Annotated in this window: 23 protein-coding genes; 12 read left to right on the forward strand and 11 right to left on the reverse strand. The window is 67.8% G+C overall.

The genetic code is table 11. The features are described 5' to 3' along the window. Positions 1-5: 5 nt before the first annotated feature. Both sucD and sucC read right to left on the reverse strand, forming a co-directional pair. A complete protein-coding gene (gene sucD / locus EV644_RS30850) occupies positions 6-896 on the reverse strand; it encodes a succinate--CoA ligase subunit alpha (protein ID WP_132192557.1) in 891 nt (296 codons plus the stop codon). 14 nt (positions 897-910) lie between these two features. After that, positions 911-2,065: an ADP-forming succinate--CoA ligase subunit beta gene (gene sucC, locus EV644_RS30855; protein WP_132192559.1), complete on the reverse strand. Its 1,155-nt coding sequence runs from the start codon at positions 2,063-2,065 to the stop codon at positions 911-913. Between the two features lie 163 nt (positions 2,066-2,228). Here sucC and EV644_RS30860 point away from each other — a divergent pair, with 163 nt between their 5' ends. Both EV644_RS30860 and EV644_RS30865 read left to right on the forward strand, forming a co-directional pair. Next, the gene (locus EV644_RS30860) at positions 2,229-3,611 is read left to right on the forward strand and encodes an OFA family MFS transporter (RefSeq protein ID WP_132192561.1); all 1,383 of its coding nucleotides are present in this window, start codon (positions 2,229-2,231) and stop codon (positions 3,609-3,611) included. Further along, entirely contained in the window at positions 3,608-4,234 is a 627-nt protein-coding gene (locus EV644_RS30865; protein ID WP_132192563.1) for a hypothetical protein, read from the forward strand. The genes EV644_RS30860 and EV644_RS30865 overlap by 4 nt, the downstream gene beginning before the upstream one ends. A 23-nt stretch (positions 4,235-4,257) precedes the next feature. Here EV644_RS30865 and EV644_RS30870 read toward each other — a convergent pair whose 3' ends face one another. Beyond that, positions 4,258-4,545: an Rv0250c family protein gene (locus EV644_RS30870; RefSeq protein ID WP_132192565.1), complete on the reverse strand. Its 288-nt coding sequence runs from the start codon at positions 4,543-4,545 to the stop codon at positions 4,258-4,260. A 254-nt stretch (positions 4,546-4,799) separates the two neighbouring features. Between EV644_RS30870 and EV644_RS30875 the strand changes: the two genes are divergently transcribed. From EV644_RS30875 to EV644_RS30900, 6 genes are all read left to right on the forward strand, one after another. Beyond that, a complete protein-coding gene (locus tag EV644_RS30875; protein WP_241999016.1) occupies positions 4,800-6,485 on the forward strand; it encodes a thiamine pyrophosphate-binding protein in 1,686 nt (561 codons plus the stop codon). 60 nt (positions 6,486-6,545) lie between these two features. Further along, positions 6,546-7,772 (forward strand): formyl-CoA transferase, encoded by a 1,227-nt coding sequence (frc, locus tag EV644_RS30880; RefSeq protein ID WP_132192567.1) that lies wholly within the window; start codon positions 6,546-6,548, stop codon positions 7,770-7,772. 39 nt (positions 7,773-7,811) lie between these two features. Continuing rightward, positions 7,812-9,956, forward strand: coding sequence for an acetate--CoA ligase family protein (locus tag EV644_RS30885; RefSeq protein WP_132192569.1), 2,145 nt, complete (start codon positions 7,812-7,814; stop codon positions 9,954-9,956). A gap of 114 nt (positions 9,957-10,070) precedes the next feature. Further along, positions 10,071-11,570 (forward strand): Nramp family divalent metal transporter, encoded by a 1,500-nt coding sequence (locus EV644_RS30890; protein WP_132192571.1) that lies wholly within the window; start codon positions 10,071-10,073, stop codon positions 11,568-11,570. A 2-nt stretch (positions 11,571-11,572) separates the two neighbouring features. Next, entirely contained in the window at positions 11,573-12,139 is a 567-nt protein-coding gene (locus EV644_RS30895) for a hypothetical protein (protein WP_132192573.1), read from the forward strand. Positions 12,140-12,251: 112 nt separating this feature from the next. Further along, positions 12,252-13,241: a TerC family protein gene (locus tag EV644_RS30900; RefSeq protein ID WP_132192575.1), complete on the forward strand. Its 990-nt coding sequence runs from the start codon at positions 12,252-12,254 to the stop codon at positions 13,239-13,241. A gap of 50 nt (positions 13,242-13,291) precedes the next feature. Here EV644_RS30900 and EV644_RS30905 read toward each other — a convergent pair whose 3' ends face one another. The 4 genes from EV644_RS30905 to EV644_RS30915 all read right to left on the reverse strand — a co-directional run bounded on the left by EV644_RS30905 (position 13,292) and on the right by EV644_RS30915 (position 16,800). Beyond that, positions 13,292-14,050 (reverse strand): GntR family transcriptional regulator, encoded by a 759-nt coding sequence (locus tag EV644_RS30905; protein ID WP_132192577.1) that lies wholly within the window; start codon positions 14,048-14,050, stop codon positions 13,292-13,294. Between the two features lie 189 nt (positions 14,051-14,239). Next, positions 14,240-14,407, reverse strand: coding sequence for a hypothetical protein (locus tag EV644_RS45580; protein ID WP_199240087.1), 168 nt, complete (start codon positions 14,405-14,407; stop codon positions 14,240-14,242). 176 nt (positions 14,408-14,583) lie between these two features. After that, the gene (locus EV644_RS30910; RefSeq protein WP_132192579.1) at positions 14,584-15,741 is read right to left on the reverse strand and encodes an NAD-dependent formate dehydrogenase; all 1,158 of its coding nucleotides are present in this window, start codon (positions 15,739-15,741) and stop codon (positions 14,584-14,586) included. 108 nt (positions 15,742-15,849) lie between these two features. Then, on the reverse strand, positions 15,850-16,800 hold the full coding sequence (locus tag EV644_RS30915; RefSeq protein ID WP_132192581.1) for a LysR family transcriptional regulator: 951 nt from the start codon (positions 16,798-16,800) through the stop codon (positions 15,850-15,852). A 224-nt stretch (positions 16,801-17,024) separates the two neighbouring features. Between EV644_RS30915 and EV644_RS30920 the strand changes: the two genes are divergently transcribed. Both EV644_RS30920 and EV644_RS30925 read left to right on the forward strand, forming a co-directional pair. Then, on the forward strand, positions 17,025-17,804 hold the full coding sequence (locus EV644_RS30920) for an alpha/beta fold hydrolase (RefSeq protein ID WP_158292969.1): 780 nt from the start codon (positions 17,025-17,027) through the stop codon (positions 17,802-17,804). A gap of 171 nt (positions 17,805-17,975) precedes the next feature. After that, complete coding sequence (locus tag EV644_RS30925; RefSeq protein WP_132192585.1) at positions 17,976-18,368, forward strand: nuclear transport factor 2 family protein; 393 nt, start codon at positions 17,976-17,978, stop codon at positions 18,366-18,368. Here EV644_RS30925 and EV644_RS30930 read toward each other — a convergent pair whose 3' ends face one another. The 4 genes from EV644_RS30930 to EV644_RS30945 all read right to left on the reverse strand — a co-directional run bounded on the left by EV644_RS30930 (position 18,369) and on the right by EV644_RS30945 (position 23,024). Continuing rightward, positions 18,369-19,547, reverse strand: coding sequence for a hypothetical protein (locus tag EV644_RS30930; protein WP_132192587.1), 1,179 nt, complete (start codon positions 19,545-19,547; stop codon positions 18,369-18,371). A gap of 219 nt (positions 19,548-19,766) precedes the next feature. After that, the gene (locus tag EV644_RS30935) at positions 19,767-20,681 is read right to left on the reverse strand and encodes an aldo/keto reductase (protein WP_241999018.1); all 915 of its coding nucleotides are present in this window, start codon (positions 20,679-20,681) and stop codon (positions 19,767-19,769) included. Between the two features lie 211 nt (positions 20,682-20,892). After that, positions 20,893-21,771, reverse strand: a complete 879-nt coding sequence (locus EV644_RS30940) for an alpha/beta fold hydrolase (protein WP_132192591.1) — start codon at positions 21,769-21,771, stop codon at positions 20,893-20,895. Next, on the reverse strand, positions 21,771-23,024 hold the full coding sequence (locus EV644_RS30945) for a glycosyltransferase (protein WP_132192593.1): 1,254 nt from the start codon (positions 23,022-23,024) through the stop codon (positions 21,771-21,773). Before EV644_RS30945 ends, EV644_RS30940 begins: the two co-directional genes overlap by 1 nt. A 110-nt stretch (positions 23,025-23,134) precedes the next feature. Here EV644_RS30945 and EV644_RS30950 point away from each other — a divergent pair, with 110 nt between their 5' ends. Continuing rightward, complete coding sequence (locus EV644_RS30950; RefSeq protein ID WP_132192595.1) at positions 23,135-23,635, forward strand: hypothetical protein; 501 nt, start codon at positions 23,135-23,137, stop codon at positions 23,633-23,635. A gap of 35 nt (positions 23,636-23,670) precedes the next feature. Beyond that, positions 23,671-24,264 carry a redoxin domain-containing protein gene (locus EV644_RS30955; protein ID WP_132192597.1) on the forward strand — a complete coding sequence of 198 codons (594 nt, stop codon included), beginning with the start codon at positions 23,671-23,673 and terminating at the stop codon, positions 24,262-24,264. Positions 24,265-24,309 lie beyond the last annotated feature (45 nt).

The following is a 24,309-nucleotide window of genomic DNA, read 5'->3' on the forward strand; positions in this document are numbered from 1 at the left end:
CCTTCTCAGTGAACCAGGAGTTGTTCGAGCGCCTCGCGCATCAACCGCGCGGCCTCGCTGGGCGTCTTGCCGACCTTGACCCCGACCGCCTCGAGCGCCTCCTGCTTCGCGGCCGCGGTACCGGTCGAGCCGGACACGATCGCGCCGGCGTGGCCCATCGTCTTGCCCTCGGGCGCGGTGAATCCGGCGACGTAACCGACCACCGGCTTCGTCACGTTGTCCTTGATGAACGCGGCCGCGCGCTCCTCGGCGTCGCCGCCGATCTCGCCGATCATCACGATCGCGTCGGTGTCCGGGTCGTCCTGGAACGCCCGCAGTGCGTCGATGTGGGTGGTGCCGATGATCGGGTCGCCACCGATCCCGATCGCCGTGGTGAAGCCGTACTCCCGCAGTTCGTACATCATCTGGTAGGTCAGCGTCCCCGACTTGGACACCAGTCCGATCCGGCCCGGGCCGGCGATGTCGGCCGGGATGATCCCGGCGTTGGCGCGACCCGGGCTGATCAGGCCGGGGGAGTTGGGGCCGATGATCCGGCTCCCGGCCGCCTGCGCGTGCGCGAAGAAGGCGGCGGTGTCGTGCACCGGCACGCCCTCGGTGATCACCACCACCAGCGGGATGCCGGCGTCGATCGCCTCGATCACCGCGCCTTTGGTGAACCGCGGCGGGACGAACACGACCGACACGTCGGCGCCGGTCGACTTCACCGCGTCGGCGCAGGAGTCGTAGACCGGGATCGACCGCTTGGCGAAGTCGACCGACTGGCCGCCCTTGCCCGGCGTCACGCCGCCGACGATATCGGTGCCGGCGGCAAGCATCCGGCTGGTGTGCTTCTGCCCCTCGGCCCCGGTCATGCCCTGCACGACGACCCTGCTCTTCTCGGTCAGGAAGATTGCCATATCCGTCTGCCTCCTCAGGCCTGTGCGGCCAGCTCGGCGGCGCGGTCAGCGGCGCCGTCCATGGTGTCGACAACCGTCACCAGCGGGTGGTTCGCCTGGGCGAGGATCCGGCGGCCCTCGTCCACGTTGTTGCCGTCCAGCCGGACGACGAGCGGCTTGTTCGCCTGGTCGCCCAGCAGCGCGAGCGCCTGCACGATGCCGTTCGAGACCGCGTCGCAGGCGGTGATCCCGCCGAACACGTTCACGAACACGCTGCGCACCTGCGGATCGCCGAGGATGATGCTGAGCCCGTTGGCCATCACCTCGGCCGAGGCGCCGCCGCCGATGTCGAGGAAGTTCGCCGGCTTCACACCGCCGTGCGCCTCACCCGCGTACGCGACCACGTCGAGGGTCGACATGACCAGCCCAGCTCCGTTCCCGATGATGCCCACCGAGCCGTCGAGCTTGACGTAGTTGAGGCCCTTCTCCTGCGCGGCGGCCTCCAGCGGGTCCGCGGCGGCCTTGTCGTCGAAGGCCGCGTGGTCAGGGTGCCGGTACGCCGCGTTCTCGTCCAGCGTGACCTTGCCGTCGAGCGCCTCGAGCGAACCGTCGGCAAGTTTCACCAGGGGGTTCACCTCCACCAGGGAGGCGTCCTCGGCGATGAACACCGCCCACAGTTGCTGTACGACGGACGCCGCCTCCGCCGGGAATCCCGCGGCCGCGACGATCTCGGCCGCCTTGGCCTCGTCCACCCCGGTGGCCGGGTCGATGGACACCTTTGCGATCGCGCCCGGGTTGGTGTGCGCGACCTCCTCGATCTCGACACCGCCCTCGGTGCTCGCGATGCACAGGTAGTTGCGGTTGGCCCGGTCGACCAGGAACGAGAAGTAGTACTCCTCGGCGATGTCGGCGGCGGGAGCGAGCAAGACCCGGCGGACCGTGTGGCCCTTGATGTCCATCCCGAGGATGTCGCGGGCCCGGTCGGTGGCGTCGGCGGGAGTCGCGGCCAGCTTCACGCCGCCTGCCTTTCCTCGGCCACCGGCCTTCACCTGCGCCTTGACCACCACCCGGCCGCCCAGCGCCTCGGCGGCTCCGGCGGCGTCCGCCGCGTCCTCGACCACCCGGCCGAGAGTGACCGGCACATCGTGCCGGGCGAAGAGTTCTTTGGCTTGGTACTCCATCAGATCCACGGGAAGTCCTCCTCGGACAGCTCGGACGCGAGAGTGTGACGACTGTATGCTGTATGCACATTCCTTCACAAGACCGCGGCGATCGGTGTTGGGCTCTGGACAAGGAGTAGCGAGGAGGAGTACCAAAGCTCCATACGGTATGCAGTAGTCAGGAGGCGACCTCATGAAGGAAGCAACCACCAGCACGCCTCCACGGGACGTGCGCGACGTTTACGGCCGCCGGTATCGCATCGGCGAAGATGCCCGAGAGCTCACCGGCCACTCCAGGCAGTGGCAACTGTGGGCCACCTGGGCCTGCATGGTCGCGATCAGTCCACTCCAGTACTCCTTCGGCTCCGCGGCCCTTGGCCTGGAATCCAGCCGGGGCTGGGGAACTGTGCAGACCATGTGGCTGCTCGCCTTGTTCGTGGCGTGCCAGGCACTGGTCGCGATCCCCGCGGCCTGGACCCAGCGAGTACGCCGAACCTCGCCGACCCAACTCGTAGTACTGGGTGGGGTGTTCGCGGCGATCGGGCTCGCGACACTGGCGCACTCGGGCAACTACGCCACCGTAGTACTCGGCTATGCCGTGGTCGGCGGCACCGGGGCAGGGCTGGTCTACGCGGCCTGCATCACGACCGCGGCCAGGTGGTTCCCCGACCGGCGGGTCGCGACGATCGGGTTCGTCACCGGCGGTTTCGCGGTGGGAGCGGTCCCGAGCATCGCGCTGCTGACCATCTTCGACTCGGCTGGAGGGCATCGACTCGTCTTCGACCTGATGGCCGGCGTAGCTCTCCTGATCGTCCTGACAGCCGGGGGAGCGCTCAGGGATCCGCCGCGGCACTGGTGGCCGGCAGAGATCGACGCGCAGGTGTGGGCGGTCGACCGCAAGCTGAACCGGAGCATCCCGAACAACCTCCCTGCGGTCCGTCACTACCGTCCGGCCGAGGCGATGCGCACCGGCGCGCTGCCGCTGATGTGGCTGACGCTGGCACTGAGTACTGCGCTGTCGTTGTTCGGCATCGCCTTCGTCGTCAGCTACGCGATCGAGGCCGGCCTCGGGCCGGCGGTCGCCGGGTTCGCCGCCGGGTTGCTTGCCGCGGTCAACGGTCTCGGCCGGTCCTTCGCCGGTGACCTGTCCGAGCGGTTCGGCCGTCGCCGCGTGCTTGCGGCGGTGCTGATGGTCGAGGGCTTCACGCACGTCGGACTGGTGCTGGCGGGCGAGGCCGGGGTGGGCTGGGCGTTCGTGCTCTGCGCGATGTTCGCCGGTCTCGGTGGTGGCGCCTTCTACGCGATCATGGCGAACCTGGTGCTCGAGTTCTTCGGCGAGAACAGCCTGCTGCAGAACCAGGCGATCCTCTACAGCGCCAAGGCTGTCGGTGGCCTGGTAGGCGTCGGTGTGACCGCGAGCCTGGTGGCGGCGATCGGCTACCGCCCGGTCTTCCTCGGCGCCGGCCTGCTTGGTCTGCTGACGGCCCTCACTGTGCGTTTCCTCAAGCAACCTGGCCGCCCAGCTCTGCCAGTCCGACCTCAGTTGGGAACGCCGGTCGCCGGACCGGGCGAGTGAGCCGCACGGAAGCCGGGGCCTCGCTCAGCGGCCCCGGCACTCCCACGGACCTGTACGCCGAAGGTGCCCAGGGCAACGCTTACTACGCCCGGGTGGCACGTTCCGAGCCCTGCGTGATGGAGCTCGTCTCGAAGCTGGCCAAGGAGCCTTGGACCGACAGACCATCGTCAGTGCACCCGGTCCTCGGCGCAGTGGCCCGGACGGTCCACGACTACAGCAGCCCGGCAGGGCGGCGGGCATTGTTGCCTCTGGCACCTTCGTTCCTGGCGACCGCCCAGGCGGGCTTCGAGAGTTCCGCCCGCCTGGTTGCTCTCTGTGTCTCAGCCGCACTCACCAGTCCGGACCCGAACTGCATCACCAAGGATGAACGTGGACGGCTGGCCGGCGCTCAGGAGACCGCGCTGTATCTGCTGGCCTCACGTCCTGCGGACCAGAGACCGGGCGGATTCGCCCGCTGGTGGCTCCCCGTGCTCGACCGCCTGAACCTCAGCGAGTCGTTCTACCGGGGGTTCGTGGCGACCGAGCACGCCGCTGAGGCCGTCGCTGTGACCGCCCGGGCCTCGGGCGGCGACAGCGACGTACGACTCAGGCGGCTGCTGAAACAGTGCCTCGCAACGGTCTGACCGCCTCAGGGGGCAGGGGACTGTCAGACACCCCCTCGGCGGCCTGGTGCGCCGAGCCCCTCGTGGTCGACGTCGGCCGCGCCCCACAGACCGTGGTCGCGGTCGTCGTCCGGGATCACCATGAGCTCGTGCAGGCGTGGTGGGCCGACCTGCTCCTCCAGCCGGCGAAGGTCCGTCGAGCAGCGGGACACGTCATCGATCAGCCGCAGTACGTCGAGGTGCGGGCCGAGCTGGTTCCGCAACCCCGCTAGGGCTTTCTCGAGGTTCTGCAGTGCGCGGCGGGTCTGGCCGAGCTCGTCGTGGATCGTCATCGCAGCTCCCGGGTTCGCGAGGTGAATCGCCGCTTGGTAGTGACAAGCATACGGGATACTGCATACAGTCGTCCTCAAGAATTCTGCCGGGTTCCGACCTCTGGACAACGGGTTCGACGGTGCGATATGACTACGACTACACCATACGGTATGCAATCTACGAAGTGTCGCTCCGTGAACCCAGACCGGCCTTCCTCGAGGAGATGACTGCACAGATGGCGCAAACAGTGTCCGAATCAAACGCGGTTGCGGAAGTGACCGAACCGGAACCGAGCACCGCCACGATCTCGGGCGGGCATCTGGTGGCCAAGGCCCTCAAGGCCGAGGGAATCGACGTGATCTTCACGCTCTGTGGCGGTCACATCATCGACATCTACGACGGCTGCGTCGACGAGGGCATCGCCGTCGTCGACGTCCGGCACGAGCAGGTCGCGGCGCACGCCGCCGACGGCTACGCCCGGATGACGGGCAAGCCCGGCTGCGCGGTCGTCACGGCCGGCCCGGGCACCACCGACGCGGTGACCGGTGTCGCGAATGCGTTCCGCGCGGAGAGCCCGATGCTGCTGATCGGCGGCCAGGGCGCGCTGAACCAGCACAAGATGGGCTCGCTGCAGGACCTGCCGCACGTCGACATGATGACCCCGATCACCAAGTTCGCCGCCACAGTGCCGCACACCGCCCGGGTGGCCGACATGGTGTCGATGGCTTTCCGTGAGTGCTACAACGGCGCCCCCGGCCCGTCCTTCCTGGAGATCCCGCGCGACATCCTGGACAACTCGGTCCCGGTTGAGTCCGCGACCATCCCGGAGGCCGGCCGCTACCGCGCTTCCACCAAGAGCATCGGCGACCCGGCGAGCATCGAAGCGCTCGCCGACCTGCTGGCCCGGGCCGAGAAGCCCGTCGTGCTGCTCGGGACCCAGGTCTGGACCTCGCGGGGCAGCGACGCGGCGATCGACTTCGTCCGCAAGCTGAACATCCCTGCCTACATGAACGGTTCGGCCCGCGGCACCCTGCCGCCCGGCGACCCGAACCACTTCCACCTGTCCCGGCGGTACGGGTTCAACAACGCCGACCTGATCCTGATCGTCGGCACCCCGTTCGACTTCCGGATGGGCTACGGCCGCCGGCTGCCGAAGGGCGCGACCGTGGTCCAGATCGACATGGACTACCGCACGGTCGGCAAGAACCGCGACATCGACCTCGGCTTGGTCGGCGACCCGGGCGCCATCCTGGCCGCGGTGACCCAGGCCTCGTCGGGCCGGATCCAGAAGGCCGGCGACCGGAAGGCCTGGTTCAGCGAGCTCCGCGCCGAGGAGGACGCGGCGTACCAGAAGCGACTGCCGCGGCAGCTGTCGGACGCCAACCCGATCCACCCGCTGCGCCTGGCGCACGAGATCAACGAGTTCCTCACCGAGGACTCGATCTACATCGGTGACGGCGGCGACATCGTCACCTTCTCCGGCGGTGTCGTGCAGCCGAAGTCACCCGGCCACTGGATGGACCCGGGGCCGCTCGGCACCATCGGCGTCGGCATCCCGTTCGTGATGGCGGCCAAGTACGCCCGGCCGGACAAGGAGGTCGTCGCACTCTTCGGTGACGGTGCCTTCTCGCTCACCGGGTGGGACTTCGAGACGCTGGTCCGGTTCAACCTGCCGTTCGTCGGTGTCGTCGGCAACAACTCGTCGATGAACCAGATCCGCTACGGCCAGGAGGCGAAGTACGGCCATGCCCGCGGCCGGATCGGCAACACCCTCGGCGACGTGAAGTACGACGAGTTCGCCAAGATGCTCGGCGGCTACGGCGAGGAGGTCCGCGACCCCAAGGACATCGGACCGGCCATGCAGCGGGCCCGCGAGTCGGGGCTGCCGTCGCTGATCAACGTGTGGGTGGACCCGGACGCGTACGCGCCCGGAACGATGAACCAGACCATGTACAAGTAGCGATCCCCGGCGGCGGTACGTCCCTCCCGGCGTACCGCCGCCCAGTACTGGAGGACCACTATGGGTAAGGCCCTTGAAGGTGTTCGCGTACTCGACATGACGCACGTGCAGTCCGGACCGTCCTGCACACAGATCCTTGCCTGGCTCGGCGCCGACGTCGTCAAGCTCGAGGCGCCGACGGGTGACATCACCCGCCAGCAGCTGCGCGACCTCCCGGACGTCGACAGCCTCTACTTCACCATGCTCAACTGCAACAAGCGCAGCATCACCTTGAACATGAAGTCCGAGCGGGGCAAGGAGATCTTCACCGACCTGGTGAAGGACTCCGACATCCTGGTGGAGAACTTCGCCCCCGGCGCGATCGACCGGATGGGCTTCACCTGGGATCGCCTCCAGCTGATCAACCCCGAACTGATCTACGCCTCGATCAAGGGCTTCGGCCCGGGCCGCTACGAGGACTTCAAGGCCTACGAGGTGGTCGCCCAGGCGATGGGCGGTGCGATGAGCACGACCGGCTTCGAGGACGGCCCGCCGACCGCCACCGGAGCTCAGATCGGTGACTCCGGCACCGGGATCCACCTGGTCGCAGGCATCCTGGCCGCGCTCTACCAGCGCGTTGCCACCGGCAAGGGCCAGCGCGTCTCCGTCGCCATGCAGGAGGCCGTGCTGAACCTCAGCCGGGTGAAGCTGCGCGATCAGCAGCGGCTCGCCCACGGCCCGCTCAAGGAATACCCGAACGATAACTTCGGCGACGCGGTTCCCCGCTCCGGCAACGCGTCCGGCGGCGGCCAGCCCGGCTGGGCGGTCCGGACTGCGCCCGGCGGCCCGAACGACTACATCTACGTGATCGTCCAGCCGCCCGGCTGGGCCCCGATCGCGAACCTGATCGGCAAGCCCGAGCTGGCCGACGACCCGGACTGGAATACGCCGGCCGCCCGGCTCGACAAGCTCGACAAGATGTTCGCGCTGATCGAGACCTGGACCGAGCAGCACACCAAGTTCGAGGTGATGGAGAAGCTGAACGCGCTGAACGTGCCGTGCGGCCCGATCCTGTCCACCCGGGAACTGATCGAGGACGAGACGCTGGCCGAGCTCGGCGCCGTCGTCGAGGTCAAGCACCCGCAGCGCGGCACCTTCAAGACCGTCGGCTGCCCGATCAAGCTGTCCGACTCGCCCGTCCAGGTGGAGACCTCGCCCGGGCTCGGTGAACACAACTCCGCCATCTATGGCGGGCTCGGCATCGACACCGCCGAGCTCGAAGAACTCAAGGCCGCCGGCGTCGTCTGACCGGCGAACGCCGCACAACCACGCTTCTGAGGAGCAGGCATGACATATGACAAGGCAGCCGTCCAGTCCATCCTCGACCAGGCTCTGGCGGAAGGCCGCACCTCGCTCAGTGCCCCCGAGGCCAAGCAGGTCGCGGACGCGTACGGCATCCCGACGCCGGGCGAAGGGCTGGCCACGACTGCCGAGGGAGCAGCCGGACTCGCCGCCGAGATCGGTTTCCCGGTCGTGCTGAAGATCGTCTCGCCCGACATCCTGCACAAGACGGAGGCGGGCGGCGTGGTGGTCGGCGTGGACAGCGCCGAGGCCGCGGTCACGGCGTACCAGCAGATCGTCGCGAACGCGAAGGCCTACCAGGCCGAGGCGGAGATCACCGGCGTGCAGGTGCAGAAGATGCTGGTCACCGGCGGTGACGTCCAGGAGGTGATCGTCGGCGCGGTGACCGACCAGACCTTCGGCAAGATCGTTGCCTTCGGCCTCGGTGGGGTGCTCGTCGAGGTGCTCAAGGACGTCACCTTCCGGCTGGCGCCGACCACGCCCGAAGAAGCTCGCTCGATGGTCGACGGGATCAGCGCTCACGAGATGCTGAACGGCGTCCGCGGAGCCAAGCCGGTCGACAAGGACGCCATCGCGGCGATCATCAGCAAGCTGTCGGACCTGGTCGGGGACTTCCCGCAGTTCGCCGAGGTCGACCTGAACCCGGTGCTGGCCGGGCCGGACGGCGCCACCGCGGTGGACTTCCGGATCATCGTGGACGTGGAGGCCGGCAAGCCGGTGGACCGCTACAGCCAGGAAGAGATCCAGACCGCGATGACCCGGATCATGAAGCCCGGGGCGGTGGCCGTGATCGGCGCTTCGAACGAGGCCGGCAAGATCGGCAACTCGGTGATGAAGAACCTGGTCAACGGCGGCTACCAGGGCGAGATCTACCCGATCAACCCCAAGGGCGGCGAGGTGCTCGGGCTGAAGGCGTTCCCGAGCATCACCGACGTGCCGGGCGACGTGGACGTCGCGGTGTTCGCCGTACCGGCCAAGTTCGTCGGCGGGGCGCTCGAGCAGTGCGGCCAGAAGGGTGTCGCCGGGGCGATCCTGATCCCGTCCGGGTTCGCCGAGACCGGCGAGCAGGAACTCCAGGACGAGGTCGTCGCGATTGCCAAGAAGCACAACGTGCGTATTCTCGGCCCGAACATCTACGGCTACTACTACCTGCCGGAGAACCTCTGCGCGACGTTCTGCACGCCGTACGACGTCAAGGGCAGTGTCGCGCTCTCATCACAGAGCGGAGGAATCGGGATGGCGATCCTGGGTTTCAGCCGGTCCAGCCGGATGGGCGTCTCCGCGATCGTTGGGGTGGGGAACAAGGCCGATATCGACGAAGATGACCTCCTGACGTTCTTCGAGACCGACGACAACACCAACCTGATCGCCATGCACCTGGAAGATCTCAAGGACGGCCGGGCGTTCGCCGAGACGGCGGCTCGGGTGTCGAAGAAGAAGCCGGTCGTCGTGCTCAAGGCAGGCCGGACCGACATGGGCGCCCGGGCCGCGAGCTCGCACACGGGCGCGCTGGCCGGCAACGACAAGGTCTACGACGACATCCTGCGGCAGAGCGGCGTGGTCCGCGCCCCGGGGCTGAACGAGATGCTCCAGTACGCCCGGGGCATCCCGTTGCTGCCGACGCCGAAGGGTGAGAACGTCGTCATCATCACCGGCGCGGGTGGCTCGGGCGTCCTGCTGTCGGACGCCTGTGTCGACAACGGCCTGCAGCTGATGTCGATGCCGGCCGACCTGGACGCCGCGTTCAAGAAGTTCATCCCGCCGTTCGGTGCCTCCGGCAACCCGGTGGACATCACCGGCGGCGAGCCGCCGTCGACGTACCGGAACACGGTGGCGCTCGGTCTCGAGGACGAGCGGATCCACGCGCTGATCCTGGGCTACTGGCACACGATCGTGACGCCGCCGATGGTGTTCGCGAAGCTCGTCGCCGAGGTGGTCGAGGAGTACCGCGCGAAGGGCATCGACAAGCCGGTGGTCGCCTCGCTGTCCGGTGACGTCGAGGTCGAGGAGGCCAGCCAGTACCTGTTCGAGCACGGCGTGGTCGCCTACCCGTACACCACCGAGACGCCGGTCCAGGTGCTCGGCGCGAAGTACCGATGGGCCCGGAACGCGGGTCCGCTCGGTTCCTAGTCAGCCGCAACACAACGACTTGATCCCAAGAGAGACGGTGATGCGTTTGGTCAGGGAGGAGTGCACGGGGGAGCGATAAGTCTCGTCAGCTGGCGTCGATCTAAGGAGTCCGCCTTGGACGTCACAAGCAAGACCTCTGAAGTACCCGAAGAGCCCGCGTCAGCGGTTGGCACCGAACGGGTCTGGAAGGCAGGCCGACTCGAGCCGATGCCGATCCGCGCGCTGCCGAAGGCACCGCCCTCTCTGCACATCCTCGGTCCGACCGTCTTCCTGGTCGCGCTGGGCGTCGGCATGGGTGAGTCCTATATGTGGCCCCGGCTCGTCCTGGTGTTCGGTCCGGACATCCGGTGGCTGTTCATGGTCGGTGTCACCCTGCAGGCGTTCGTGCTGATGGAGATGGCCCGGTACGCGATGGCGACCGGTGAGAGCATCTTCTTCGGCGCCGCCCGGGTGTTCAAACCGTTGATGTGGTTCTTCTACGTCGCGGCGATCCTGATCTACGTCTGGCCGGGGCACCTCTCGGCCGGTGCGGCCGCGTTCGAGGAGATAACCGGCATTCCATGGCAGGTGACAGCCTGCGTGGCGCTGGTGTTCGTCGGGGTGCTGTTCAGCATGCTGTCGGTGATCTACAACTTCCTGGAGAAGCTACTCGGCCTGCTGATCGGCTTCCTGGTGGTCGGTACCTCGATCATCGCGGCGATCGTGGGCAGCTGGGACGACCTGGCCCAGACCATCTCCGGCATGTTCGCGTTCGGCTACCTGCCGGACAAGGCGTTGTCGGAGGCCTGGTTCCCGATCCTGGTCGGATCGATCGCCTTCGCCGGCCCGTCCGGCATGCAGCAGATGTGGTACACGCTGCAGTTGCGCGACAGCGGGGCCGGCATGGGCGCCCACATCCCGAAGATCCGCGGCCTGCGGTCGGCGGACGAGGCGGAGTCGATGCCGTCGCGGGGCTACATGTTCGACACCGAGAACCCCGAGGAGCTGCAGAAGTGGAAGGGCTGGCGCAAGTGGGTCACCTTCGACGCGCTGCTGCTCTTCTGGGGCATCACGATGCTCGTCACGATCTCGTTCACCGTGCTGGCCATGTCGGCGGCCCGGGAGAATCCGGACGTGGCGGGGCTGATCGAGGGTGGTGACCGGGAGGCTGCGCTGAAGGCGATGTCGGACGCCTTCGCGTCTGCCGGCAGCCCGATCCTGGGCACGCTGTTCTTCGCCTTCATCGCCCTGATCGGCCTGAACGCGACGCTCGGCCTGTTCGACTCGTTCTCCCGTGGCCAGGCGGACATGACGTACTACTTCGTCCCGGGCGCCAAGCGCTTCTCGATGTCACGTCTGTACGCCGGGTTCCTGTGGGGCGTGATCACCTTCGGCATCCTGATCCTGCTGTTCGGGCCGGCCGACGGTCCGGCGGGAATCCTGGACATCCTCGCCTTCCTGTCCACCTTCGCGATGGGCGCCTACTGCATCGTGTTGCTCCTGGTGAACAACAAGTTGCTGCCCAAACCGATCCGGCCCGGTCCGATCCGGAACGTGATCATCGGCTTCGGCGCGGTCTTCTACCTGGGCATGTTGTTCTACAGCCTGGTTCGCTTCGGCGTGGTTGTGGGCTGACCATGACTGTCACCGACAGCGCGAAGGTTCGGCAGCTGGCGGAGTTCTCCGTGCCCGCCGCAAGTGTGGGAATCGCAGCCGGCCTCGTCGCCGGTGGGTTGGCCGCGTTCGTCGGCCGGCCCATCGGCTGGGCGCTGGTCACCGGCCTCGGCCTGGCGATCCCACTCGCACTGTTCGGAGCCGGGTACGCCGTTCTGCTGGCGCTCGGCAAGATCCCTGCCGGGGTGTTCGCCCCGGCGGCGGTCTACTGGGTGATCGGGTTCCCGCTCGCCCTGTTGGCGCACTCGGTGGTGACCGAGTGGTCGGTTGCCGGTACACCGGGGCTACCGGCGGAACCGTGGAAATTCCTCGCGTTCCGGGCCCTGCTCAGCATGGGCTTCGCGATCGGGTTCATCTGGATGCACGAACAACTCGGCCGGCACTGGTGGCCGAGGATCCTGGACCACAACCTGTACGCCCGCCGGGTCGTCGCGCAGTACGTCGAGCTCGCCGACTCACTGGCCGAACGCAAGGCGGCCACCGATCGTCACCGCAAGACGACCGGGGCGGTGGGGCGGGGAAGGAATTAAGTACAGCCGGGCTGAACGCACCGCCTGGCAAGTGCCGTAGCAACGCCCTCTCAGCCGCCCGCGTCTGTCCATCAACAGCCGCGGGCGGCCGCATATCCAAGTGGAGGAGCTCATGCACGTATCGATGTCGGCGTGGATCATCACCATCGCCGCCCTGCTGGCCCTGCTGGTGCTGGACTTCCTGATCGTGGCGAGGAAGCCGCACGAACCGTCCCTGCGCGAGGCGACCCTGTGGGTGTCCTTCTACGTCGGCATCGCGCTGGCCTTCGGCGTCGGGCTGACCCTGGTCGCCGGCGGCGAGGCCGGCGGGGAGTTCTTCGCCGGCTGGCTGACGGAGTACTCGCTGTCGGTCGACAACCTGTTCGTCTTCATCATCATCATGGGCCGGTTCGCCGTGCCCCGGCAGTACCAGCAGAAGGTGCTGCTGGTCGGCGTCGCGCTCGCCCTTGTGATGCGCGGCATCTTCATCGCCATCGGCGCCGAGGCGATCGCACACTTCAACTGGGTCTTCTACCTCTTCGGCGCGTTCTTGCTCTTCACCGCCTGGAAGCTGGCCACCTCGAAGGAGGAGGAGGAGTTCAAGGAGAACATCGTCCTGGCCAAGGTCCGCAAGGTGCTGCCGACCACCGAGGGGTACCACGAGGCCCGGTTGACCACCCGCGTCGACGGCAAGCGGTTCGCCACCCCGATGCTGATCGTGATGATCGCGATCGGGACCACCGACCTGCTGTTCGCGCTCGACTCGATCCCGGCCATCTTCGGGCTCACCCAGCACGCCTATCTGGTGTTCGCCGCGAACGCCTTCGCGCTGATGGGCCTGCGGCAACTGTTCTTCCTGATCGGCGGCCTGCTGGACCGGCTCGTCTACCTGTCCTACGGGCTGTCAGTCGTACTCGGCTTCATCGGCGTCAAGCTGATCCTCGAGGCGCTGCACCACCACGGCGTCTCCTGGGCGCCGGAGATCCCGATCCTGGTCTCGCTGGCGATCATCCTCGGCACGCTCACCGTCACCGCCGTCGCCAGCCTGGTGAAGTCCCACCGCGACGAGCGCGCGGAAGCGAAGGAGCCGGTCCCCGTGGCGGAGGAGGTCTCCGCCGAGTGACCGGCTCGTCCTGGACCACCTGTACTGCGGTACGTCGCAGTACAGGTGGTTCACTCGGCGCTGCGGCGGCGCCGGGTGGTCTTCTTCTCGATGACCAGACCCTCCTCGGGCGTCGCGCCGCTCCGCAGGTCGTGGTACGCCTTGCGGGTGTGCTCGGTGTGCTCCCGCATGATCTGCGCGGCCTTGTCCTCGTCGCCGTCGCTGATCGCCTTCACCAGCCGGCTGTGCTCGCGCCAGGAGGCCGCGCCGCGCACAGGTGCCACGGGCGTGTAGTACCAGCGGACCCGTCGGTCCACCTGGCCGGCGAAGTCCACCAGGAAGCGGTTCCCCGACATCTCGGTGATCAGCCCGTGCAGCTCGGCGTTGGTCCGGACCGCACCGTCGATGTCGCCGGACTCCTGCAGGCTCGCGCCGATCTTGCAGAGGTCCCTCAGCTTCGCCACCGCGTCCTTGTCGGGGTTGCGGGCCGCGAGGCGCGCCGACTCCGACTCCAGCGCCGCGCGGGCCGCCAGCAGTTGGTCGACCTCGTCCTCGGCGGGCACGTGCACCATCGCGCCGAACCCGGGCCGCAGGTCCACCCAGCCCTCGTTGTTGAGCCGCTGGAGGGCCTCTCGGACGGGCTGCCGGGACACGCCCAGCATGCCGGCCAGCTCGACCTCGACGAGGTGCCGACCGCGCTCCAGGGTGCCGTCGATGATCATCTCGGTGAGTGCCTCGTAGACCGACTCACGCAGGGGCGTCGGCCGCTTGACGTGCCGGACGCCGGGGGAGTCGGAGGTGGAGTCCGGGCCCGCGCTGATAGTGGTCATGAGGTCCTTCCCGAAAAGCATGTCGGCACTTGGTAGACAGTCTACCAAGTGCCGAGGGTGAATCGCCTGTTTCCGGTGCTCCGGATCCCTGGAGTTCCGTTCCGCGGGGAGTCCGCCGCCGTGGAGCCGGAGTTCCTGGTGTCCCGTCGCTGCGACACCGTTGTCCGGAGCACCCGTTCGGGCGAGGGGTCAGGCGGCCGTCGTCTCGCGCGTGCGGTCGCCGTCGGCGGGCTGGTTGCCGTCCTTGTCGTCGTGCTGCTCCAGGTCGACGTCGATGTCCAGCTCCTGCTGCAGCTCCGGTGCATCCGGGAACTGCGGACGAGCCGCCAGAGCGCCGAACCTACGGGTGAAGATCATTTCTCCCTCTCCGCTCCGGCTCGGTCGCCGGAGACTTTCTGGAAATACTGGCTACTGCATACATTCAACCAGCCGTACTCACCGGTTATGCCCGCGTCTCACGTGATCCCGGTTACGTCGCCCGTGATCCCGGTTACGTCGCCCGTGATCCCGCTTACACGGCGAGCGCCGTGGGGTTATCTGGTGGAGTACGAGTGGGCGCCCGCGCCGGCCAGGCGGCCACCGTCGACGATCAGGTACTCGTCGCGGATCGGTGTGCCGGCGAGCCAGGACTCGAGGATCTCCCGGGTGCCCGCGGCGTACCGGGTCTGGGCGGACAGGGACGAGCCGGAGATGTGCGGGGTCATGCCGTGGTGCGGCATCGTGCGCCACGGGTGGTCCGCGGGCGCCGGCTGCGGGTACCAGACGTCCCCGGCGTACCCGGCGAGGCGGCCGCTGTGCAGGGCGCGGTCGATCGCGTCCCGGTCGGCGATCTTGGCCCGGGCGGTGTTGATCAGGTAGGTGCCGCGCTTCATGGTGGCGAGCAGGTCCTCGCCGAACAGGCCCTCGGTCTCCGGGTGCAGCGGCGCGTTGACGGTGACCACGTCGCAGTGCGGCACCATGCTCGCGGTGTCCGGGTGGAAGGTGAGGTTGAGCTCGCGTTCGATCGACTCGGGCAGCCGGTGCCGGTCGGTGTAGTGCAGCTTCACGTCGAACGGCGCGAGCCGGCGCAGTACGGCCAGACCGATCCGGCCGGCGGCGACGGTGCCGACGTGCATGCCCTCGAGGTCGTAGGAGCGCGACACGCAGTCGGCGACGTCCCAGCCGCCGTCGAGCACCACCTGGTGGGAGGGCAGGTAGTTGCGGACCAGACCGAGGATCATCATCACCACGTGCTCGGCGACGCTGATGCTGTTGCTGTAGGTGACCTCGGCAACGGTCAGTCCGTGCTTGGTGGCGGCGTCCAGGTCGACGTGGTCGGAGCCGATGCCGGCGGTGATCGCCAGCTTGAGGTTCGGCGCCTTCGCCATCCGCTCGGCGGTGATGTAGGCGGGCCAGAACGGCTGCGAGATCACCACGTCGGTGTCGGGCAACTCCCGATCGAGGACGGAGTTCTCACCGTCCTTGTCAGAGGTGACGACCAGGGTGTGGCCCTGGCTCTCCAGGAAGTCACGCAGACCCAGTTCGCCCGAGACGCTGCCCAGGAGAGTGCCGGGGGTGAAGTCGATCGCCTTCGGGGTGGGCGCGGTCTGGCCGCCCGGGTAGGACTCGATGGTGGGGATGTCGTCGCGGGCGTAGCTGGTGGGATACCCGTCCTTGGGGTCGTCGTACAGCACACACAGGACCTTGGCCATGATGGGCAACTCCTCAACGTCTGAAGGGGTTTCGTCCCTTTCAACGGTGGCTCGCCCCGCTCACGGCGGTCAAAGACTTGCTGGCTATGTCGGGATAGGGCCGCGCTATCAGTTGAACTGCGCGGAATAGCCGGAACTCATCAGATGGACGTCGAGCAACTCGTCCAGAGCGGTGTGTACGCCGGCCTGGCGGGCGACGTCCAGCAGGGCTCGGGCGAGGACCGGCTCGGGGCTTCTCGCGGCGATCACCAGGCCGACGCGAGGTCCGTGCGCGGGGCTCTTCAGCGGTACCACCCGCATGCCCGCCGGTACGCCGAACATGTGCAGCCACGCGTGCGAGATCACGGTCGACCAGTGGTTGCCGCGGAGGTGGCTGTACAGCCCGCTGACTGTGTCACTCTCGATCGCGGGCGTGGCTGTCACGCCGTCGTCGGTGAAGTAGCCGTTCATGATCCGGCGGTTCCGCATCTGCGGTGACAGCAGGCAGAGGGGTTGTTCCGACACCTGCGCCCACGTTGCCACCGGCAACTCCGCGAGGCCGCCGTCCTCGGGAGTCAGCAGCAGGTAGCGCTCCTCGTACAAAGGGGTCTTGCGGACCTGGCCGAGGGTGTCGTCGTCGAGGTACGTCATCGCCACGTCGAGCTCGAACTCGGCCAGCTTCTGGGTGATGTCGCGGGACGAGAGCGACTCCAGGGTGACGCGCGCCTGGGTATGGCGCTCGCAGAAGGGCGTGGTCAGCAGGGAGACGACCGGCATCGCGGTCGGGATCGCGCCGAGTCGCAGGGTGCCGGTCAGGCCACCCCGCATCACCGACAGCTCGTGCCGGAGCGCATCCCGCTCGGCGAGGATCCGCTGTGCCCAGAGGAGCACCCGTTCGCCTTCGGGGGTGAGGCCCTCGAACCGCCGGCCGCGCCGCACGATCGGTACGTCGAGCTCCTGCTCGAGCTTGCGGATCGCGGCGGACAACGACGGCTGGGAGACGTAGCAGGCGTCGGCCGCGCGGGCGAAATGCCGCTCCCGGGCGAGCGAGACGAGGTACTCGAGCTGGCGCAGCAGCATGGCGGATCAGCCTCGCTTCCGCGACCGGGCACCGGCAGGAGCGCCTACGGCATACCGTTCGTCTGTATACATAATCCAACACTACGTGGCTGGGCGAGGCGGGGGTAGATCTCGGGTGGGTCGCGGTTCGGTGTGATCCACGTCACAGTGCGAGGCGGTCGAAGTCGGAGGTGCCCGTTCGACGCGTTGGCAAGATCACCGCACTGATGGGAAGGCAAGCACCCATGAACAAGGTCAGCTCCAAGGACGGCACCTCGATCGCGTACGACACCTTCGGCAGCGGTCCAGGGCTGATCCTGATCGCCGGCGCCTTCACCGACCGCTCGTACTACGAACCGCTGGCGACCGCGCTGTCCCCGGACTTCACCGTGATCACCTATGACCGGCGTGGTCGTGGCGACAGCACCGACACCGCGCCGTACGCGGTCGAGCGGGAGATCGAGGACCTGGCAGCCCTCCGCGAAGTGACCGGCGCCGTCTACGCGTCGGCCGACTCGTCGGGCGTGATGCTGCTCTTCCGGGCGGTCGCGGCAGGCGTCCCCTTCGACAAACTGGCCGTGATGGAGCCGCCGTTCCGCGTCGAGGGCGCACCGCCGGCCCCGGACCGCTACCTCGAGCGCCTCCAGGAGTTCATCGCCACCGGCAACCCGGGCGGCGCCGCCGAACTCTTCATGGTCGAGGCAGTCGGCCAGCCCCAGGAGATGGTCGACGGTTTCAAGGGCACGCCCATGTGGACCGCCCTCGAAGCAATGGCGCCCACCCTCGTCTACGACGCCCTCCAGATGGGCGACAGTTCGCTCCCGACGGACCTGCTGAGCAAGATCTCCGCCGAAACCCTCGCCATCCACAGCACCGGCAGCCCCGCCTGGATGCAGTCCGCGGTGGCAACCACCGCCGCCACCCTCCCCAGCGCCCGCCTGGCCGCGCTGGATGGCCAGTTCCACCAGGTCTCCCAGGACGTGCTGGTCGATGCCTTGAAGGACTTCTTCCGGTCAGGTAGTTGAGGTGACTGGCGCTGATGCCCTCGAGCGCGGACCGGATGTCGCCGAAGCGCAGCGGCCCGTCCTCGAGCACGCTGATCACCATCGCGGCCCCGTCCATGGTTACCTTGAGGTGATCGGTCACCAATAGTAGGGATTGGCCTCCAGAAGGATCAATCCCAGCTCTGGAGGAAGATGACAGACCCGGTCGCGGTCGCGCAGCAGTACTTCGACGCGCTGATGGCCAAGGATTTCGCCAAGGTCGGCAGCTTCCTGGCGCCGGACATCGTCTGGCACCAGCCGGGCGCCAACCAGTTCTCCGGCACCCAGGAGGGCGCCGACGCGGTGAACGCGATGATCGGCGGGATGATGGCGGCCAGCGCCGGCACCTTCGAGCTGGAACTGATCGCGCCGCCGATGCTCAACGGCGACCTGGTGGCCGCCGCGATCCGCTTCGGGGCCCGCCGCGACGAGGTCGAGATGACGATGGACGGTGTCGACCTGCTCCGCGTCGCCCACGGCCAGATCGTCGAGGTCTGGCTCTTCTCCGGTGACCAGAAGGCAGAGGACGACTTCTGGGGAGCCTGATCACGAGAGTCCTGCCAGCCAGCCGCGCAACTCAGCGTCGTCGACCTCGTCGGCGAGCGTGACGCGGGCCAGGTCGCCGATCGAGTTCACCATCGCGATCGCCACCGAGGTCTCGTAGCCCGGCTCACTGGGCAGCATCTCCGGGATGCCGCCCGTCATCGAATATCCGGCGGCCCCTTTGACATCGATGCCGACCGGTACCGCGAACCGCCCGGCGGTCTGGTCGACCGAGTCCACGAAGGCCTTCACGTCGGCCGGATTCAGCAGCGTGCCCTTCCAGTCGCTGGGTGGGATCGCGATCAGTAGTCCGATCACCGCGGGCTTCTTGCCACCCGCCGTCATCGGCAACAGGCGAGCGACCTCCGTCCTGATCCCGTCGGCAGGTCCCGTCACCACGACAACAGGCTTGCCCCGGTACGAGGCGGCGTCGAGGTGGCCGCCGCCGACCGCCGGAACCAGGAAACCCCCGAGCGCCCCTTCTGCCGTCTCCTCACCGCCCGGCGATGGTGTCGCCTCGACGCCCGGGGGCAGGCTGGTGGAGAAGGTACCGGCGTTGGTCGGTGGGCCGAAGGTCACCTCGGCCGGGGCGTCCGGACCGTCCTGCAGCATCAGGCCGGTCTGCTCGTCCAACGCGATCTCCCGTGCCTCCCTGGGCTCGATCGGTGCCGTTGGTTCCGCCACGACCTTGTCGCAGGCGTACCGCACCGCGCTCCTGCCGAGGACCGTCTTCGGGCCCAGCCGGCGGGCGTTCGGGCAGGTCTGGCGGAACGCCTCCGTCCCTCCGGTGAAGAAGAAGGTCGGCCTGGGGAACTCGTCCTCGTTCGGCTGCTCCTGTCGTTGGTACTTCGGGTCGCCGTGAAGGTTGTAGGTCAGGATCGTGTCTCCGTCCCACACCTGGAACGACCCGGCCTCCGGACCGGTGTAGACCGTCATCCGGTACCTACGGTTGCCGTCAGCAATGATCTCGACCGCTCCGGCGTCGGACTCGGTGACCTCCTTGTAGCGGAGGCGGACGAGATCCCGCGCCACGCCCGGCGTACCGGACACCGATGCGCGTGCTGTCGGGTCCGTGCGGTCGTATGATTCCGACGCGCTGTCGCAGCCGCCGACCGCCACCACGGCGACTGCAGCCAGGATGGCGAGCAGTGGCCTGCGAGATCCCTTCGTGTGCACAGTCATCGCTGTGCCCTCCCTCTGGGTGATGCTCCGCCAACGGGTCGGCGAACTGCCGATCCGTCAGCGCTCTCCCCGTGAGTGGCCCGTCCTCAGTGGGCCCTGTCGGGCAGTCGCCACCTCCCCAGTAGCGACTGCCCGAACTAATTGGCACGCAACCCGCAGTACAGGCGGGCTCTCAGCTCAGTCTGCGCGCCCAACGGGCTGGCCGCACCACCCTGCGGACTACTGGCTGGGGATGGCGTCGAGGGTGGCCAGTTGGGCGGGGGAGAGGTGGATGTCGGCGGCGGCCAGGTTCTCCGTCAGGTGGGCGGGGTTGCCGGTGCCGGGGATGGCCAGCACGTGCGGGCCCTGCGCGAGGGTCCACGCGATCCGGATCTGGGCGGGCGTCGCTCCGTGCTCGCGAGCGATGGCGAGCACCGGGTCGGACGCGGCGACACCGCCGGCCTCGCGACCGGTGGCGGTGACGGCGAAGAACGGCACGAACGCGATGCCCTGCTCGCCGCAGACCCGGAGGATCTCGTCGTTGACCCGCCCGAACCCCACGCCGTACCGGTTCTGTACCGCGACCACCGGCGCGATCTGCTGAGCCTGCGCGAGGTGGTGCAGCCGGACGTTCGACAGCCCGAGGTGCCGGATCATCCCCTGCTCGCGGAGCTCGGCCAGTACTGCGAAGTGCTCGGCGATCGAGTCGAGCCCGTGCTGGCGCAGGTACACCACATCGAGGGTGTCGAGCTTCAGTTGGCGAAGGTTCTCCTCGACGAGCCCGCGGAGTTGGTCGGGCCGGGCGAGGCCACCCTCGAGCGGCCCTACCTTCGTGGCGATCACCAGGTCGTCCGGGTACGGCGCCAGCGCCTCCTGGATCACCTCATTGGCCGTGTTCAGACCGGTGAACTGATTGCTCGGCCCGTCCGGATTCAGCGGGCTGAAGTGATTGCCTGGCCGATCCTGCTTGAACGTCGGATAGAACGCGGCCGTGTCGAGGTGATTCACCCCGAGTTCCACCGCCTGCCGCAACAACCCGACCATCCGCTCCTTGTCCGCCACCGACACCCGGCCGGCTCCAGTGCCCCCGCTGCCGCTGCCGTTTCCGTTTCCGCTTCCGGCGAGGCGCTTGGCGCCGAAGCCGAGCCGGTTCACCGACAGGTCGCCCAGACTCCAGGTTCCGGCCGAGGCGGCGGGCTTGCGATCCGAATTGTTTGATGTTATGGTTGAGAGGAGATCTGTGTTCAAGTCTGTTCTATGCATTTGGTCAGAATAAACCCGACCTCTGCATCCGGTCTAGATCTTCGATCGATTTTCTCCGCGCATCAGCCGAATTGCTGGTGCGCTTCTTCATTTCTCCGGGGTTTCAGGTTGTCCGGGACGTAGTACCTGCTCGGCGGACGAAGTCTCGGAGCAGGAGATTGACCTTGACCGGGTCGCGCGCCTGAGGGAGATGACCGGCGCCTTCGATGACGACGAGGTCGCCGCCGGTCAGTTCGGCGACCTTGCGGCCTCGCTCGGGTGATTGGCAGTGGTCTTCGGATCCCGTGATGACGAGCACGGGGCAGGTCACCTGCCGGCAGATGTCAGCGGCGTCGTACTGCGTACTGGCTGGGGCATCCGACTCGGCCAGCATCGCGTCCACGGTTGTTCCGCAGGCCCAGGTGACGCAGTCCTCCAACTGCTTGCTCGAGTGCGGCTCGGGGAACATCTCGCCGAAGAAGAAGCGGGCGAACCCGGGCCAGTCGCGCCGCCAGTAGTGACGGTTCAGCTTGTTCCACCCGTCGTCGCTGTCCAGTACAGCGTCGAAGTCGTGGGCGACCTTGAAGGGATGCGGTGGCGAGAGAGCCAGGCCGGGGTTGATCGCGCACACTCCGAGCACCCGGCTCGGGACCTCCGCGGCCATCATCACCGCGTGGCCGGCACCCGTGCACAGACCCACCAGAACGGCCTGTTCCACCTCGATCCTGTCGAGCACCGCCCAGGCGTCATCGATGAACTGGCGAGTCGAGAACAACTCGGGACTGCCCGGTGAGTCGGACTTGCCATTGCCGCGGGGATCGATCACGACGACGCGGTAGTGCCTTGCGAGGAAGGGCACCTGAGCCTTCCAGGCTTGCGACTGCACGATGAGGTCCGGCATCAGCAGGAACACCGTGGGATCCCCGTCGCCGTACGACTCGTAGTACACGCGGACGCCGTCACGCTCGACGTACCCGTTGGTGGACGGGGCTAGCGCGCGCATCAGAACAGCTCCGCCAGCATCGCGGCAGCACGCGCCGCGCCATCGGTCTCGACCGGGCGGTAGTCCACCTCGCGACGTACCTCCTTGGCGATTGCCTCCGCGAGCGCGTCCGGGTCACGAGCTTCGGCGTACGTCAGGCAGCGGCCGGCGCCGTACCGGTCGAGCCTGTGACGAACGTGGAGGTTCTGCTCGAAGTGGTTCTGGAGGGGGATGTAAAGGAAGGGCTTTCGATTCGCGGTGAGTTCCATGCAGGTCGTGAGACCGCCTTGTACTACGGCGAGGTCGCACGCGGCCAGGTGTCGGTAGAGCTCAGGCAAGTAGCCGCGAACCTTCACACCACGGCGGCTGGGCAGAGACCTGGGGTCGATCCGAGGTCCGCAGACGACCAGGAAGTGGAGTTCCGGGACGAGCCGTCGAGCCCGCGGTACGGCGTCCAGCACGCGGCGCAGGAGTGATGCTCCGACTCCGGAACCACCAACGGTCACGAGGCAGAGTCGGTCGTCCTCCTGGTAGCCAAGGTTTGACCTGAGGCGCGCGCGCTCTTCTTCATCGGGAGGTTCGAAGCCGGTGATGTAGCCGGCGAAGTCGAAGTTCTGCTCGGTCCAGTCGCGGATCTTCGGCAGGCCGGGGCCGAACTCGTCGTCGACGATGTCGTCCGGGTTGCCGACGAAGATCGACCGGTCGCGCAGCCGCCGGTATCTCTGGCGCTGCTCGAGCATCTCCGCGTTGTAATCGGCGGCCAACCGTTCCTCGGGCTCGCCGCCGTCGGGCATCGGCAGCCAGCCGACGAAGTCCGTCAGCCAGGCGAACCCGAAGCGCTTCAGCTCGGGGTTCTCGTGCAGGAAGTAGTCGACGTCCCAGGCCTCGTCGGCGACCACCAGGTCGTAGTACCGGTCCTCGACGACGTCGTTGAACACCATGAAGTTGTTGACCAGGATCTCGTCCATCCGCCGGATCGCCTGGAACGCGTGCAGATCGTGCTCGCCGGACTCCTCCTCGACGTGCGCCGACTCGTTGGCGAGCCAGGTCGATGCCGGATGCACCTTCTCGCCGGCGTCCTCGAGCACCTTGGTCACGGGATGCTGGGTGAGCCAGTCGATCCGCACGTCGGGGTGGTGCCGGCGCAGTTCCCGCGCGATCGCCAGGTCGCGGCGCGCATGCCCGAGCCCGATGGGGGAGCAGAGGTAGAGCACGCTCCTGGGCCGCTGCTGAGCCCGCACCCAGGTCCGCGCTCGCACTGAGGACTGGACCACGATGACCTCCAGGACGGGCCGTCGTACCAGTATGCTCGCGCGCTGGCTTGCCCTCGACGGGCATCGTCACAGCCAGTACGCTCGAAAATCCGGCTGCACGGGAGGCATCCATGAACCAGCGTCTGCTGAACTCGTTGACAGACGCTGAGCGTCTGCTCGTCGCGGAGACCGAACGCGACGCCCTGAAGGGCCTCGACGAAGACGAACTCCTGGACCTGCACCAACGGATCCGGCGCGCGCGCACGAAGTACGTCAAGAACTACCGGCGAGGTGCCAGCGCCGCTGTCGCGCCCCGGGGTGGCCGCGGCTTCTCGTACCCGAAGAACCAGCGGGACCGCGACAAGGCCGAACTCTTCGAACTCTCCCTGGCTCGCGTGAGCCGCGAAGTCGCCGCAGCCGCCAACCGAGCCGCCGCCGAACTCAAGGCCGAACGCCTCGAAGCCGCTCGCTCGACCTCCGCCGCCCCCAAGGCCACCACCCGCCCACCGCGCAACTCTGCGACCAAGACCAGCAGCCCACCGCGCGCCACCAAGACCACCGGCGGCCTGAAGAAGGACGCCTCCAGCCGGGCCGCCAACACCCGCCGCCAGGCCAAACGCGACGCTTCCTGACCCCGACGCGACGTCATGTGAGAGGCGGCTGTTCCATGCGTTCAGATATCACTCCCGGCGGGGTCTTTCCCGACTACGCGCTGCCCGACCACACGGAGACCGTCCGGACGCTCAGTGAGCTCCAGGGGGACGATCCGATGATCCTCACGCTGGCGCGCGGGCACTTCTGCCCCAAGGAGCACCAGCAGCACCTCGACCTGGCGGCGATCCAACCGAAGCTCGCGGTGGCCTACACCCAGATCGTGACGATCTCGACGGACGAGCACCACACGCTGCAGGAGTTCCGCGCGTCGGTCGGCGCCTTCTGGCCGTTCCTGTCCGACCCCGGCCGGACGATCCAGAAGGACCTCGATATCCAGGAGTACACCGATCCCGACAACGACCCGATGATCCCGTACACCTTCGTCCTCAAGCCGGGCCTGGTCATCCACAGCATCTACAACGGCTACTGGTTCTGGGGCCGGCCGTCTGTCGACGACCTCTGGCGAGACCTCCGCGCCGCCTCCGCCGAAATCCGCCCCGACTGGGACCTGGGCACCCCCGGCCTCCGCGAAGCCTGGACAGCCGGCGACCACTCCCACTTCCACGGCTGGGACCGCCGGGCCAACGACGCCGCCCCTACGACCTGACCACCCCTCTCAGCTCATGTGTTGATGCGGCCGCCGCTGAACTTC

Origin of the sequence: Kribbella orskensis, from assembly GCF_004342085.1 — a bacterium.
GTDB classification, from domain to species: Bacteria; Actinomycetota; Actinomycetes; order Propionibacteriales; family Kribbellaceae; genus Kribbella; species Kribbella orskensis.